The organism is Chloroherpetonaceae bacterium, from assembly GCA_025056565.1.
Lineage (GTDB): Bacteria > Bacteroidota > Chlorobiia > Chlorobiales > Thermochlorobacteraceae > Thermochlorobacter.
Genome location: JANWWA010000013.1, coordinates 75817 through 90285 on the forward strand (window position 1 = coordinate 75817; position 14469 = coordinate 90285).

At 50.8% G+C, this 14469-nt stretch carries 12 protein-coding genes; 1 reads left to right on the forward strand and 11 read right to left on the reverse strand.

Annotation, left to right across the window (positions count from 1 at the left end; translation table 11 throughout):
• Positions 1–33: 33 nt before the first annotated feature.
• The 11 genes from NZM05_10310 to NZM05_10360 all read right to left on the reverse strand — a co-directional run bounded on the left by NZM05_10310 (position 34) and on the right by NZM05_10360 (position 13057).
• Positions 34–1797: a 2Fe-2S iron-sulfur cluster-binding protein gene (locus tag NZM05_10310; protein ID MCS7014007.1), complete on the reverse strand. Its 1764-nt coding sequence runs from the start codon at positions 1795–1797 to the stop codon at positions 34–36.
• 49 nt (positions 1798–1846) lie between these two features.
• Positions 1847–2155, reverse strand: a complete 309-nt coding sequence (locus NZM05_10315; GenBank protein ID MCS7014008.1) for a hypothetical protein — start codon at positions 2153–2155, stop codon at positions 1847–1849.
• An 8-nt stretch (positions 2156–2163) separates the two neighbouring features.
• A complete protein-coding gene (locus NZM05_10320; GenBank protein MCS7014009.1) occupies positions 2164–2481 on the reverse strand; it encodes a hypothetical protein in 318 nt (105 codons plus the stop codon).
• 32 nt (positions 2482–2513) lie between these two features.
• The gene (locus NZM05_10325) at positions 2514–2855 is read right to left on the reverse strand and encodes a hypothetical protein (GenBank protein MCS7014010.1); all 342 of its coding nucleotides are present in this window, start codon (positions 2853–2855) and stop codon (positions 2514–2516) included.
• A complete protein-coding gene (locus NZM05_10330) occupies positions 2852–3307 on the reverse strand; it encodes a hypothetical protein (protein MCS7014011.1) in 456 nt (151 codons plus the stop codon). Before NZM05_10330 ends, NZM05_10325 begins: the two co-directional genes overlap by 4 nt.
• A gap of 12 nt (positions 3308–3319) precedes the next feature.
• Positions 3320–4633, reverse strand: a complete 1314-nt coding sequence (nuoF, locus tag NZM05_10335) for an NADH-quinone oxidoreductase subunit NuoF (protein MCS7014012.1) — start codon at positions 4631–4633, stop codon at positions 3320–3322.
• Between the two features lie 366 nt (positions 4634–4999).
• Positions 5000–5437 (reverse strand): DUF29 domain-containing protein, encoded by a 438-nt coding sequence (locus NZM05_10340; protein MCS7014013.1) that lies wholly within the window; start codon positions 5435–5437, stop codon positions 5000–5002.
• Positions 5434–5889 carry a DUF29 domain-containing protein gene (locus tag NZM05_10345; protein ID MCS7014014.1) on the reverse strand — a complete coding sequence of 152 codons (456 nt, stop codon included), beginning with the start codon at positions 5887–5889 and terminating at the stop codon, positions 5434–5436. Before NZM05_10345 ends, NZM05_10340 begins: the two co-directional genes overlap by 4 nt.
• The gene (locus tag NZM05_10350) at positions 5882–6322 is read right to left on the reverse strand and encodes a DUF29 domain-containing protein (protein ID MCS7014015.1); all 441 of its coding nucleotides are present in this window, start codon (positions 6320–6322) and stop codon (positions 5882–5884) included. The genes NZM05_10345 and NZM05_10350 overlap by 8 nt, the downstream gene beginning before the upstream one ends.
• 128 nt (positions 6323–6450) lie before the next feature.
• Positions 6451–10047, reverse strand: coding sequence for a pyruvate:ferredoxin (flavodoxin) oxidoreductase (nifJ, locus tag NZM05_10355; GenBank protein ID MCS7014016.1), 3597 nt, complete (start codon positions 10045–10047; stop codon positions 6451–6453).
• A gap of 238 nt (positions 10048–10285) precedes the next feature.
• The gene (locus tag NZM05_10360) at positions 10286–13057 is read right to left on the reverse strand and encodes a valine--tRNA ligase (GenBank protein ID MCS7014017.1); all 2772 of its coding nucleotides are present in this window, start codon (positions 13055–13057) and stop codon (positions 10286–10288) included.
• A 73-nt stretch (positions 13058–13130) separates the two neighbouring features.
• Between NZM05_10360 and NZM05_10365 the strand changes: the two genes are divergently transcribed.
• The coding region (locus tag NZM05_10365) for a type I restriction enzyme HsdR N-terminal domain-containing protein (GenBank protein MCS7014018.1) at positions 13131–14469 on the forward strand (1339 nt) is incomplete at its 3' end.

Sequence of the window (14469 nt, forward strand, 5' to 3'; positions counted from 1 at the left end):
GCCCGAGCACTGCGCGGCCACTTGGCTGCACTCTCACCCTACGACAGCTGCACCACCTGACACTTTCTCCAACTTCACGCCCCATTTACCCAGCTTCTTGTAATCTAGTCCACTAAAGGCAGGCACTACAGAGGCAATTTCTGCAAAGATTTCTCGGGCGCTTTGATAAGGCCACTTTGTCCCCCAGTGTGCAGCCAGTTCTACCAAAATCTCCCAGCTTGGTCTGGCGTCAATTTTGTTTTCGTCCGTGTGCCAGCGGTCGAACTGCGTGCCGTGTTTATCGAGGCGGGACAGCGCCATCTCTTTCATCAATTCACGGTTCTGATGCTTCAGGGCTTTAGCAGGGCGTGCCAGTTGCACCACCCCTTCAAAATTCACATAGCTGCCAATGATTTCTGCAAAGGTTGCCGCTGGCAACACTACATCGGCTTCCTGCACCATTTGGCTCTGGTTGTATGGCATCACAATGAGCGTATCGAGCTTGAGCACGGTATCAAGCGAGAGGTGCGACTCAACTTCATCTTCAATCACAATCAGGCACTTTACCTTACCCACCTTGATAGCTTCGCTCAGCTCATCGGCGGAGAGTCCTTTGGTTTCGATTCCGAGAAGTTGGCAGCCCAATCGGTTTGGCGTCTTGTCGGCACGGATTAGCAAGTGGTCATCTTCGCCTTGAAAGTGCTCAAGGAAGTCCAAGTGTGGTGTGCCAATTATCTCAAAAGCCAGTTTCTTCGCAAGGTAATTCGTTTCCAGTGAGGCTCTGGCAGAGGCTAAGACAAATACTTCTTCTGGCTTGCATTGCTTGATGCGTTCAGCTGCTTTGGCAATAGCTGTTTTCCAATCTGTTTTGATTTGCTGCCCATTTTCCTTGACGCATGCACCGTTAGCACGGTTGTCGTTAATCCAGCGATAATTGAGGCGCGTTTCGTCCGAGATGAAGTATCCATTTACCTGTGGGTTGTAGCGAGGCGTAATGCGCATCACGCGATTGTTGCGCACCCAAAGCTGAATGTTTGAGCATCGTGCGTCATTGACGGCAATCGTGTCGGTAGCAGACATCTCCCACACGCGCGCTTTGAAACGGTGGTCAGTTGAAGTTAGGGCGCCTACAGGACAGAGGTCAATGATGTTCATTGCGTAGGGGTTTGCATCCAGCGTTGCGGGGTCGGCGGGGTTAGGGTAGTTGTTCCAGCCACGCTGTACAATTTCCAAGTCGAAGGTCTTGGTGTACTCATCGAAGAAGCGCACGCAGCGAGTGCAATTGATGCAGCGCTCGGCATCGAAAGTGATTTTCTTGCCCCATTCTACGCGCTTGGGTTTGTGGACTTTTTCAAACTCGTAGCGTGAGCCTTCAGGACCATACTTGTAGGTAATTTGCTGCAATGGGCACTCGCCTGCTTGGTCGCACGTTGGACAATCGAGCGGATGGTTGATGAGAATAAACTCCAAGACACCTCTTTGCGCATCGCGCACCATCTGCGAAGTATGGTGCGTCCGAACATGCATTCCATCGGAAATTTCCGTCGAGCACGCTGTGAGTGGTTTAGGGCTCCACACAATAACAGGCTTTCCAGTCTCATCAAGCACAGGTTGTTTGGTTGCGGGGTCTATTTTGGGCGTGCCCACCTCGACTAAGCACATTCTGCAGTTACCTGCTACAGAGAGCGCTGGATGATAGCAAAAGCGGGGAATATCGACTTGCTGCACTCCACCACAATTGATGCCGTCTGCAATTTGAATAATTGTTTGCTTTGGCTTGGCTTCATACTCTTTGCCATCAATGAAAATCTTGGGCATAACTTCGAGACTTCTTTGTTTCAAAAAATTTGGACTCTTCCCTTACGCCTCACAATGGTTCTACTGTGTAAAGCTCTATAGCACGTCCCCAGTCATAAATTGTAAGAATAGTGCTGTGGTAGACACCTGTAAACTTGATGCGCAAGCTATCGCTTTGAAATGCAGTTGGCAGATTTGTAGGCTCATAGCGACTGCGGTCGAGGTCATCTGCAACGATGCCAAAAAAGGTTGTCGAGTTAGGCAACTTCACACGCACAACCGTGCCCGTGTTCAGGGGTAGGTCTGATGCCTCATCGAATCCAAATGGGTTAGCGCAACCGCTGGCAAGGAGTAGGCACGCTGCCATGATTGCACGCATTGCTCTCATCATTGTCGCCGCTCAATGCTCGTAATTTCGCACGGAATTCCCCAGCCTGTCGGGCTTTCACGGTTGAGAATGTTGGCGGAGAATCGAACGCGCAAACTATCCTGCTTAAATTCCTGTGCAAGGTTAATTGGCTCATATCGCACGAGGTTGGAGCCGACAATGCCAAAGAAACTGCGTGGGTCAGTTGGTGGAAATACGCGCACCACGATGGCATTGTTGTCTCTCACGGTCTCTCGAATCTCTGTGCCTGTCACGCAACCCGATAGCAGCAAGAGGGTTAGACCTACGATTGCATACCTTCGCATATTTTTTGCCATATTGAAACCAAAATTTACAGAATCTATGCGGCTCAATCAATTGCCACACTGATTTTGGTATTCGGATACAGTGCAAGTGCTCGTGTAAGATAGCGCAAGAGCCGCTCTGAGAGCTTGGAAAGGCTGCTGGTCTCCAAAAAGCCGTGTTTTTCTTCGGTGTCTTCTAACTGCCGCTTGAAGTCGGCTTTAAGCCGCTCTTCAAAGACGTCTATCACCGCTTGTTCCAGCGATTCTCGCTCGTCTGCATGCAACTTTTCGCTTGGCACAATCCACGCTTTGGCTGTGTAGACGCTGGGCAAATACTTCACCTCAACATAGAAGGCTGCATCAGACCAATAGGCTTTTATGCGGGTGTAGACTTGAACTTCCTTCATTGAGGCGAACTTGGAACACTGAGCGCTGCAGCTTTTTTCTCTGGAAAGGACAAATCGGATGATTGGTCTTCCCCTTGAGGGCGTGGCGCTGCATTGGCTTCGGCTATAGCAGCCCTCTCCTCCTCACTTGGTTCATAAATCTCAAAGAGCTGGAAATCATCTATCCAGAGCATCAAGAACCCCACCACAAACTTTGTTAGGTAGCGCCAGTCTTCAGGATTCGGAAAATTTGCCCAGATGTCAGTGCTTGGAAAAAGATACCACTCGCTTCCTTCCCAGATTGCGCTGCAGAGCAGCACATAACCCGTGATGACATAAATTGCATAAAGCTGGTGATACTTCGTCTTGAAGGTGTGAAAAAATCGCTTCCGCCACGATGTATGTGCTTTTGATGAGGACAGGTCTTTGCTGGACAATGACGCAATGGACTTTTTTCGGTGCGCAAGTTTCATAGTCTTTCAGGTTTAGACACCGCTCACGGCTTTGTTCACATACTTCCACTCGTGTGGCAAGGAATCAGGCGTTTTGCAGTGCTTTTCGTATTCCTCGCGGAATCGCTGAATGCTGTATCGCACAGGCCACATGGCGCCATCTGCCAGCGCGCAAATCGTTCTGCCTTCGACTTGCGAGCAGATGGAAAGCAAGAGGTCAATGTCGCGCTTTTCCGCTTCGTTGCGCAAGAACTTGCCGTAGATGTGCTCGACCCAACCCGTGCCCTCGCGGCAAGGCGTGCACTGTCCGCATGATTCGTGATGATAAAAATGCGCCAGTCTTGCAATGACTTCTACGATGTCGGTATCCTCGTCCATCACGATGATGCCTGCCGTGCCAATCAGCGTGCCTGCTTTCTTCAGGCTTTCGGCATTCATGCCGATGCCTTCCGCCGCTTCGCCACGAATGATGGGCATGGACGCGCCGCCCGGAATAATCGCTTTGATTTTCTTGCCGCCACGCACGCCGCCCGCATACTTGTAAATCAAATCCAAAATGAGCGTGCCGCTTGGGGCTTCATAGACGCCGGGCTTATTGACATGTCCCGAAATGCCGAAGAGCATGGGGCCGGGGTGATCGGGCGCGCCGATTTTCGCGTAGGCTTCCGCGCCAATGTCAATGATGATGGGAATGTTTGTGATAGTCTCCACATTGTTGATGATAGTCGGGCAGCCCCATGCGCCCACGACGGCAGGGAACGGCGGCTTCAGACGCGGATACGCTCGCTTGCCTTCAATCGAGGAAATAAGTCCTGTTTCTTCGCCGCAGATGTAGGCGCCTGCGCCTTTGTGGATTACGAATTTCAGACTAAACCCTGAACCCAAGATATTTTCGCCAAGATACCCTTTTGCGTAGGCTTCTGCGACGGCTTTTTCCATCATTTCAATCCACTTGGTGTATTCGCCGCGAATGTAGAGGTAGCATGCATGGATGCCGTTGGCGTAGCAGGTGATAATTGCGCCTTCGATGAGTTGATGCGGATTTTGCTCGAAGATTTGTCGGTCTTTGAAAGTGCCGGGCTCAGATTCGTCGCCGTTGATGAGCAGGTAACGCGGTTTGCCTTCGGGCTTAGCAAGGAAACTCCATTTGAGTCCTGTGGGGAAGCCTGCGCCGCCGCGTCCTTTGAGACCTGACTTTTTGACTTCATTGACGATGTCGTCAGGCTTCATTGCGAAGGCTTTTTTGAGCGTTTGGTAACCGCCTTGCGCTTCGTAGTCGGCGATGTCGCGCAGGTGTCCTTTGGGCGAAAGATAGCCCTTCAAAATCATCGGTTTGTAGTCGGTCATACTGCTTTACTCCAAGTTTAGTAGCGCGTGGTTGTCTAAACGCTTAAACGCTTCGTCGCGCGAAAGCGATTCAATATCGCACTTTTTTGGCATTTTTGAAGCGCGCCCATGGCGAGCAAACAGGATAGAGCCTTTCAGTCCTTTCTCTTTTTACTTTTGAGCCAGTCAAACCAAACGGGAGGCGGAAACATGGAAGACGAAAAGCTAATGACGGAAGAAGAGCGAAAGCGTCTTGTCGCGGGAGTAATTGAGTAGGGGACTTTCGCTGGAGGAGAAAAAGAAGTTGCCTTAGGAGAATTTCAATGTGCTATCGGGATTGTCTTGCCGTTTGGTGATTTCAAATTGCGCGGGTGGCGGAAGTTCGCTTTATGCGCGCGATGTCAAGTTGTATTCGTCTTGAAAAACTTCCTGCCACGAGAGCGACTCGAGGTTGCACTTCTTTTGCATTTCCAGTTCGGCTTCTTCTTTTGCGTCTTGGAAGCATTCGTTCCAGATGGATTCAAGATATGCGCGGTTCAAACTTGGCGCATCTTCTTGAATGCGCTTGATTTCTCGCCGCGCGCTAAGGATTGTCTTCGCCCAACTGACAGAACGTTTCTCTGGCTGCGCTTTCCACTTAATCACGTGCGCCATTAGGAGCGTGAGAAAACTTTTCATTGCGCGCTTTTCTGAGCGGCTCATTGCGTCAATGAGGGCTTGAAGACCCAGCTTTGCTTGCTCTACATCGCCGCTCTCTAACGCTTCCCGAATAGCCTCGGCATGCAAGAGATGCGACTCCGTTGCGAGTTCCGTCCAATTTTTCATCGCTCTAACTCGTATTTCTCTTCAAAGACTTCGTTCCACGAAAGCGATTGAAGGTCGCACTGCCGTTGCATTTCGTCTTCGGCGTTTCGTTTGGCGCGCGCAAAGCATTTCTCCCACATCGCCTTGATGACTTCATCGGTGAGGCTGGGATTGGCTTCTTGGTAATCACGAATTTCCTCGCGCGCGTTGCGAATCGTAGCGACCCAACTTGCCGAGCGTTTTTCAGGTTGCGACTTCCACTTGATGATGTGCGTCATCAAGCGAATCAGATGACTGCGGACGGCATGCTTATCGGCTCTGGATAAGGCATTGATGAGTTCACTCACTCCAAATTCAGCTTCGGCGTAATTGCCTTCTTCGAGCGCGCGCTTTACGGCAACGGCTGTTAGGTAGTGCGATGTTGCGGCAAGGTCTTGCCAGTAATCCATCGTTACGATTCTGTCTTTATCCATTGTCGGTCAAGTCGTATTCGTCCTGAAAAACTTCCTGCCACGAGAGCGACTCGAGGTTGCACTTCTTTTGCATTTCCAGTTCAGCTTCTTTTTTGGCTTGCTGGAACGCCTTCTCCCACATCGCCCGAATCACATCGTCCGTGATGCTGGGTTCATACTCCTGCGTTGTGGCAATTTCGTCGCGCGCACTGGCGATTGAGACCGCCCAACTGACCGAGCGTTTTTCAGGTTGCGCTTTCCACTTGATGATATGTTTCATCAACCGAATGAGCTGGCTACGCACTGCGCGCCGTTCCGCTCGGCTCATTGCGTCCACGAGTTCGCTGAGACCTTCTTGGGCTTCGTCAAGGTTGCCCGCCGCCAATTCGCGCTGGATGGCTCTCGCGGTTTCAAGGTGCGAGGTTGTCACCAATTCTTTCCAATCCGTTTTCATCGCTGCAAGAAAAAGTGCCCTTGATGCAATATTGGACTTTTTTTCGTTCTCCATAAACTCTGACACGAAAAGACAGGTCTCTTAGACCTGTCCTTGTTGCATTTCGTAATATGTGCCTACTTTTGCTCCTAATGTTCATTCCCTTGCAACTTGCGTGATGCCAAAAATTCGTAGAGGTGGTAGCGCGTGAGCGCATCGTGCTCTGCTTCGGCAAAGAGTCTTTCGGCTTCCTCAGGGTGAGTCTTCTCTAGTATCTTGAAGCGGTTTTCCAGTCGCATAAATTCACGCACTGGTATCTTGGGCGCTTTGCTATCAAGTTTAAGCGGATTTTCACCTTTAGCAATCAGTTCAGGGTTGTAACGATATAACAGCCACTCACCAGACTCCACCATTGCCTTTTGATGCGCAAGGGCTTCAGACATTTCAATACCATGTGCAATGCAATGTGAGTAAGCAATAATCAGCGACACGCCTTCATAGGCTTCAGCTTCCAGGAACGCACGCAGCGTGTGCTCATCGCGCGCCCCCATTGCTATGCTGGCAACATAGACATTTCCATATGTCATTGCAATCAATCCCAAGTCTTTCTTGCGCGTAGGCTTGCCGCTGGCCGCAAACTTGGCCGTTGCGGCGCGTGGCGTCGCTTTTGAGGCTTGTCCACCTGTGTTAGAGTAGACTTCCGTATCTAGCACCAAGATATTGACATCTCGACCGCTGGCAAGCACGTGGTCTAAGCCGCCGTAGCCAATGTCATATGCCCAGCCATCGCCACCCACAATCCAGACTGATTTTTTTACAAGCATATCGGCTACAGCCAGTAGCTCGCGTGCTTCTTGGCGGTCAATGGTGTGTAGTTTGGCTTTGAGAAGCTCTACGCGCTCCCGCTGTTCGTGAATGTCGGCTTCAGTTTTTTGTTTAGCATAAATAAGCTGACCGACAAGGTCATCACCAATTTCAGATGAAAGACGCTTTAAGAGTTCCACTGCATACTCACGCTGCTTGTCAATAGAGATGCGGAATCCGAATCCAAATTCTGCGTTGTCTTCAAAGAGCGAGTTTGACCAAGCGGGCCCGTAGCCCTCACGATTCTTTGACCAAGGTGTGGTTGGCAAGTTGCCACCAAAGATAGATGAACAGCCTGTTGCATTGGCTACGATTGCTCGGTCGCCAAACAGCTGGGAGAGCAGTTTGATGTAGGGCGTCTCACCGCAGCCTGCACACGCACCTGAAAATTCAAAGAGCGGTTGCTGCAGCTGCTGCTGTTTGATAGCGGTTAGGTTGATTTTCAAGCGGTCGTATTCGGGAATCTCGAGAAAGAACTTCCAATTCTCACGCTCTTGCTCGCGTAGGGGCGCTTGGGGCGCCATCGTGAGCGCTTTGCGAGTGGGGTCGCTCTTGCTGCGCCCAGGACAGACTTCGACGCAAAGCGTGCAGCCTGTGCAGTCCTCTGGCGCAACCTGAATTGTATAGTTAAGATGCTCCCACGCACGGTCTTTGCCCGCAGTTGATTTGAACGTAGCTGGTGCCTTCGCCAGCACACTTGGTTCATAGACCTTGATGCGAATAGCTGCATGCGGACAGATCATCGCGCACTTGCCGCACTGAATGCAGAGGTCAAAATCCCAAACAGGGATTTCTTGTGCCAAGTTGCGCTTTTCGTATTGTGCAGTGCCACTTGGGTAAGTGCCATCGGCAGGCAGCTTACTTACGGGAATTGTATCGCCCTCACCTGCAATCATTTTGCCCAGCACCTCTGCAACGAAAGGTGGGGCATCGTCGCTAACAGGCGAACGCATTTCCTTTGTGCTGGTTACTTTTCTTGGGTAGTGCACTTCATAGAGATGCGCCAGCGTGTTGTCGACCGCAGCAAGGTTCTTGGCAATTACCCCTTCACCTTTTTTGCGATAGGCACTGCGAATGGATTCTTTAATTTGCTCAATTGCTTCCTCATGCGGCAAGACATCAGAAATTGCAAAGAAACAGGTCTGCATCACCGTGTTGATGCGCCCTGCCATTCCATTCTCGCGAGCCACTTTGTATGCATCAATTACATACAGCTTGATGTCTTTTTCCAAAATTTCTTCTTGCACCTTGCGTGGCAACTGGTCCCAGACTTCGTCGGGCCCATAGGGTGAATTCAGCAGAAACTTGCCGCCCTTTACAAGGCGCTTTAGCATATCGTATCGCTCCAGAAATATCCATTGGTGGCACGCTAAGAAATTCGCTTTGTGAATGAGGTATGCAGAGCGAATTGGCTCAAGACCGAAGCGTAGGTGCGAAATGGTCAGTGACCCAGACTTCTTGGAATCATACACGAAGTAGCCCTGCGCATAGTGATGTGGAATGTCGCCGATGATTTTAATTGTGTTCTTGTTTGCGCTCACTGTGCCGTCAGAGCCTAACCCATAGAAAATTGCACGCACGACGGAATCTGGCTCAATATCAAAGTCTTCATCATACTCCAAACTTGTGTGCGAGACATCATCGGTGATGCCGACCGTAAAATGATTTTTCGGAGGCTTTGCACTCAGGTTATCAAAAATGGCTTTTACCATTGCAGGTGTAAACTCCTTCGAAGAAAGCCCGTAGCGACCACCAACTACAAGCGGCATTGTGCGCAGCCAACTTTCAGATTGATGCAATCCTTCGTAAAGTGCGCTAACCACATCAAGGTAAAGTGGCTCTCCTGCACTGCCGGGTTCTTTGGTGCGATCGAGCACTGCAATTGCCTCGACGGTGGTGGGCAACGCTGCAATGAAGTCACGCACGCTGAACGGTCGAAAGAGATGCACCGTAATGACGCCTACAGCTTCGCCGTGTGCATTGAGATAATCAACGGTTTCTTTAATCGTCTCTGCGCTGGAGCCCATCGTAACAATCAGCCGTGTGGCATTCGGCGCACCGTAGTATTCAAAGGGTTGGTAGCGCCGCCCCGTGAGCGCTGCAAAGCGCTGCATCACTTGCCGAAGCACCTCAGGGAAGGCTTGGTAGTAAGGATTGACGGTCTCACGGGCTTGGAAGTAGACATCAGGATTTTGTGCCGTGCCACGAATGAACGGATGTTCAGGCGACAGCCGACGCTGACGATGCGCTAAGACATCTTCTTCGTCGATCATTGCGCGCATTTCGGCTTCACTCAGCACCTGAATTTTCTGAATCTCGTGTGAAGTGCGAAAGCCATCAAAGAAATGCACAATTGGCACGCGCGATTTAAGCGTAGCCGCTTGCGCTATTAGCGCAAAGTCGTGTGCTTCCTGCACCGATGTGGAGCATAGCATCGCAAAGCCAGTCGCGCGTGCCGCCATCACATCAGAGTGGTCGCCGAAGATAGATAAGGCTTGCGCAGCGAGCGAGCGAGAAGCGACGTGCATCACAAAGGGCGTTAGCTCACCAGCAATCTTATACATATTTGGAATCATCAAAAGCAATCCTTGGGAGGCTGTAAAAGTTGTTGCGAGCGCTCCCGTCTGCAGTGCGCCGTGCACGGCGCCTGCTGCACCACCTTCGGATTGCATTTCCACAATTGTAGGCACGCTGCCCCAGATGTTAGGAATATGCTGGCTTGCCCATTCATCGGATAATTCGCCCATTGGCGAGGCAGGAGTAATCGGGTAGATGGCAATAACCTCATTTGTGCGATACGCCACCATCGCCACGGCTTCATTGCCATCGACGGTTTTAACTTGGGTGGTCGCTTTTACCGAAGGCTCAATAAAGGCGGACATTACTGCATCTCCTTCCTACTTTACTTAACGAAACTCCCTAAATGCGAAGGAGCATCTTGAATAGGGAAAGGTATGGAAAAGAGCGTGAGTGTATCCCTGCGAAGAACGGGGCACACGGTCGATGTGGTCGATTTCTTGCGTAGGGTGTTGCGGCATAGCGTCGTTGCTGCAGCGCCCTGTGCGATGCAAGGTCGTGCTCAGACTCCTCTTGGCTTATGCTACGTCAATTCTTGTTCGCTCAGCTTAGACTTGCTAAGTTCTCTTGCAGCTTTGCCAGTGTGGCTTTTGCATTGGAGAGTTTTTCTCGCTCAGCGTCAATTATCTCCTTTGGCGCACGCGATACAAACCCTTCATTTGAGAGCTTTGCCTCCAGCTGCTTTACATAGTTCTCCGTTTTTTGAATTTCCTTCGAGAGGCGTGCTTTTTCTTTCTCAAAGTCAATCAAGCCATCCAGCAGAAGAAAAAGCTCACTGCCTTCTACCACTGCCGATGCACATCGCTTTGGTTTTGCCAAGCCCGTACCGACCGTTAGTTTCACGCGCGCCAGCTTTTCAATTAGGGCAAGGTTGGTGCTGAGCATCGTGGCTTCACTGGGCGACTTGGCATTTAGCACAGCATCTGTAATGATAGCTGGCGCCACATTCAGCACACTGCGCATACTGCGCACTTCACTGACCACCTTTTTCAAAAGCTCAAACTCTGCCTCTACACTTGGTTGAATATGCTCCGCTACAGGCATTGGAACTTTCTCTACTACAATGCTTTCGCTATCCTTGCGCACTGCCAAACTCTGCCAAATTGCCTCCGTAATATGTGGCATTAGCGGGTGCAGCATCTTCAGCGCTGCTTCAAAAACCCACATAGCTCGGCAGAGTGCTTCTTCACGTTCATTTGGTTGATTTGCACTTTGAAGTTTTACTTTCAGCATTTCCAAATACCAGTCGCAATAGTCGCCCCAAATAAAGTCGTAAGGAATTTTCGCTAAGTCATTGATACGCAGTTGCGCCACAGCAGCGTGATAGGCTTCCAATGCTGACGAGAGACGTGAGAAAATCCACTGCTCCATCAGCTCCAGCTCTCGCACCTCTACGCCTGCCAGCGACATTGCTCGATAGGCGGCGCTGAAGCGCTCAAGGTCGGAGAACATCTCGCTGCGATGCATGAGCAGAAACCGTGCGGCATTCCAGATTTTCGTGGCGAAGTTGCGTCCTTGTTCAACCTGCGGCGTGTCTTGGTCTTTCGTTACCTCCATCCGCACATCTTGACCAATCGGCGCAAGGTAGATGACCGTAAAGCGCAAGGCATCGGCACCGTATTTTTCAATCACATCCAGTGGATTGGGGGAATTGCCAAGTGACTTGGACATTTTCCGCCCTTGCCCATCGCGAATGATGCTAGTGAAATACACATTGCGAAATGGCACATCGCCCTTGAAATACAACCCTGCCATAATCATTCGCGCAACCCAGAAGAAAATGATATCAGGCCCTGTAACGAGTGTGGTTGTAGGATAGAAGGCTTTGAAGTCGTCGGTCTCCATTGAACTGGTGCCGTCCCAGCCGAGTGTGGTGAGCGGCCAGAGCCACGACGAAAACCACGTGTCCAGCACATCTTCATCTTGCCGAATCTCCTCAAGCGTCAGTGTGGGCTGCTGGGTGCGGAGTTTTTCGAGTGCTTCTTCTTTGGTGGCTGCCACTGCAAAGGTGCCATCGGGAGCGTAATAGGCTGGAATGCGATGCCCCCACCACAATTGGCGTGAAATGCACCAGTCTTGAATGTTCGTCATCCAGTGCCGATAGGTGTTTATCCAGCGCTCAGGATAGAACTTGATTCTGCCTTCCTCGACTGCGCGCAGTGCAGGCTCAGCCAGCGGTTTCATTTTCACAAACCACTGCTCCGAGAGATATGGCTCTACAACCACATCTGCACGCTCCGAGTAACCTACATTGTGCGTGTAGTCTTCAATTTTTTCCAGATTGCCTTGGTTGCGCAGAACTTCTTCTGCCTTTTTGCGAGCGACAAATCGATCTAAGCCTGAGAAAATGCCAAAGCCTGCTTCAATTTTGCCTGTCTTGTCAATCGCACAAATGAAGGGCAAGCGATGTCGCTCGCCGATTTGATAGTCGTTGGCATCATGCGCGGGTGTAATTTTCAGTGCACCCGTGCCAAACTCCATTTCCACATATTCATCGGCGATGATTGGAATTTCTCGCTTCGTGAGTGGCTCAATTACGATTTTGCCAATAAAGGACTTATACCGCTCATCATTCGGATTGACGGCAACTGCCACATCTGCCAGCATGGTTTCGGGGCGGACGGTCGCAATGGTGATAAATTTCTCTGGCTCATCTTTGAAGAAGTAGCGCACATAGTAGAGCTTATCGGTCTGGGTTTTCATTATGACTTCTTCATCGGAGAGCGCTGTCTGCGAGACAGGACACCAGTTGATGATTCGCTTGCCGCGATAGATGAGTCCATCGTTATAGAGTTTGATGAAGGCGTGCATTACAGCCTTGGAGGCGCTTTCATCCATTGTAAAGAGGGTGCGTCGCCAGTCAGCCGAGACGCCTAATCGGCGGAGCTGTTTTAAGATGAGGTCGCCGTATTCATTGCGCCATTGCCAGACGCGCTCCAAGAATTTTTCTCGCCCCAAGTCGTAGCGCGTGAGTTTTTCCTTGCGCAGCTCTCGCTCCACGCGCGTTTGTGTGGCAATGCCAGCATGGTCTGTCCCCGGCAGCCAGAGTGATTCATAGCCCATCATTCGGTGGTAGCGAATCAGGAGGTCTTGAATCGTGTTGTTGAGCACATGTCCCATCGTAAGGCTGCCTGTAATGTTGGGTGGCGGCATAAGAATCACAAAGGGCTTTTTTTCGCCCCGCAACACAGGTGCGCTTTCGGCGTGGTAGAGTCCTAACGCTTCATAGTAATCTGAGTTGTATTTTGCCTCAATAGTCTGGGGCGCGTAGGTTTTATCAAGGTAATCACGTTTTGCCGTCTCGCTTGCTGACATAGTTTAATTTGCTTGTGAAATTGGCTTAAAAAGATATGAAAGTTAGCTAAAACGCCGCTTGAACAGAGCACAAATGAGCGCATCGTTTCAAGACGCATTTGAGCAGGTTCGGCAGCTTGTTCAAGTCTTCAAGGCAAATGAAGACGCCTACCTTGACCCCGCTTACTCCGAAGCGCAAGCGCGACAAGATTTCATCGATGCCTTTTTCATCGCGCTGGGTTGGGACGTGCGGCACGAGCGTCAAAAAAATCCTTATGAACAAGAAGTCAAGATTGAAAACCGCGTAGCGACGCAAGGCGCGCAACGCCGCGCCGACTATGCGTTTTTCATCGCGCCTAATTTCCGAGACGAAGACGTGAAGTTTTTCGTCGAAGCCAAAAAGCCATCGCTTGCGCTTAGCGCCGCCGACCACTACTACCAAACGATGCGCTACGGCTGGAATCGCAAAACGCCCCTCGCCGCGCTCACCAACTTCAGAGAGTTTCACATCATTGATTGCCGCTACAAGCCCAACATCGCTTATGCGCTCGATGGCGGCATCAAAGTTTTCAGTTGCGACGATTACCTCGACGAAGAAAAGTTCGCTGAACTCTACTACCTTTTCAGCCGCGAAGCCGTCGCAAACGGCGCGCTTGAAAAATTTGCCGAGTCTCTTCCCAAGCCCAAAGGCAAAGCCGCTCAAAAAGGCTTGTTCAAAGGCGGCTTGAAAAAGGTCGACGATGCGTTCCTTGAAAGCCTCGACGGCTACCGCGAAACGCTCGCCAAAAACTTCAAAGCCAAAAATCCGCATCTCGACGGCGAAACGCTCACCGAAGCCGTCCAGCGCACGCTCGATCGGCTCGTTTTCATCCGCTTTTTGGAAGACAAGCAAATCGAAGAGCCGCTCGTCAAACGGTTTGGCGACAAAGGCGATTCGTGGAAAGCCTTTCGTTCCTACTGCCGCTCGCTCGAACCCAAATACAACGGACTGGTTTTCAATCCGCACACCGTCATTGATAGCGACGACTTCAATCCGCCTGACGAAGCCGTATTCGGGAAAATTTGCCGAGAACTTTCCGACGACCATTCGCCCTACGACTTTGGACAAATTCCGATTGCGATTTTGGGAAGCATCTATGAACGCTTCTTGGGGAAGGTGGTGAGCGTTACGGATTCGCGCGCCAAAGTGATTGAAAAGCCCCAAGTTCGCAAAGCGGGCGGCATTTACTACACGCCCGAATACATCGTGCGCTACATCGTCGCTGAAACCGTTGGCAAGCTCATTGAAGGCAAAACGCCCGATGAAATTTCCAAAATGGCGTTTGCCGACATCGCTTGCGGCAGCGGCTCGTTTTTGATTGAAGTCTATGCGACGCTCTTGGATTATCACGAGCGTTATTACGCCGCCAATCCTGACAAAGCAAGGCAAGGCG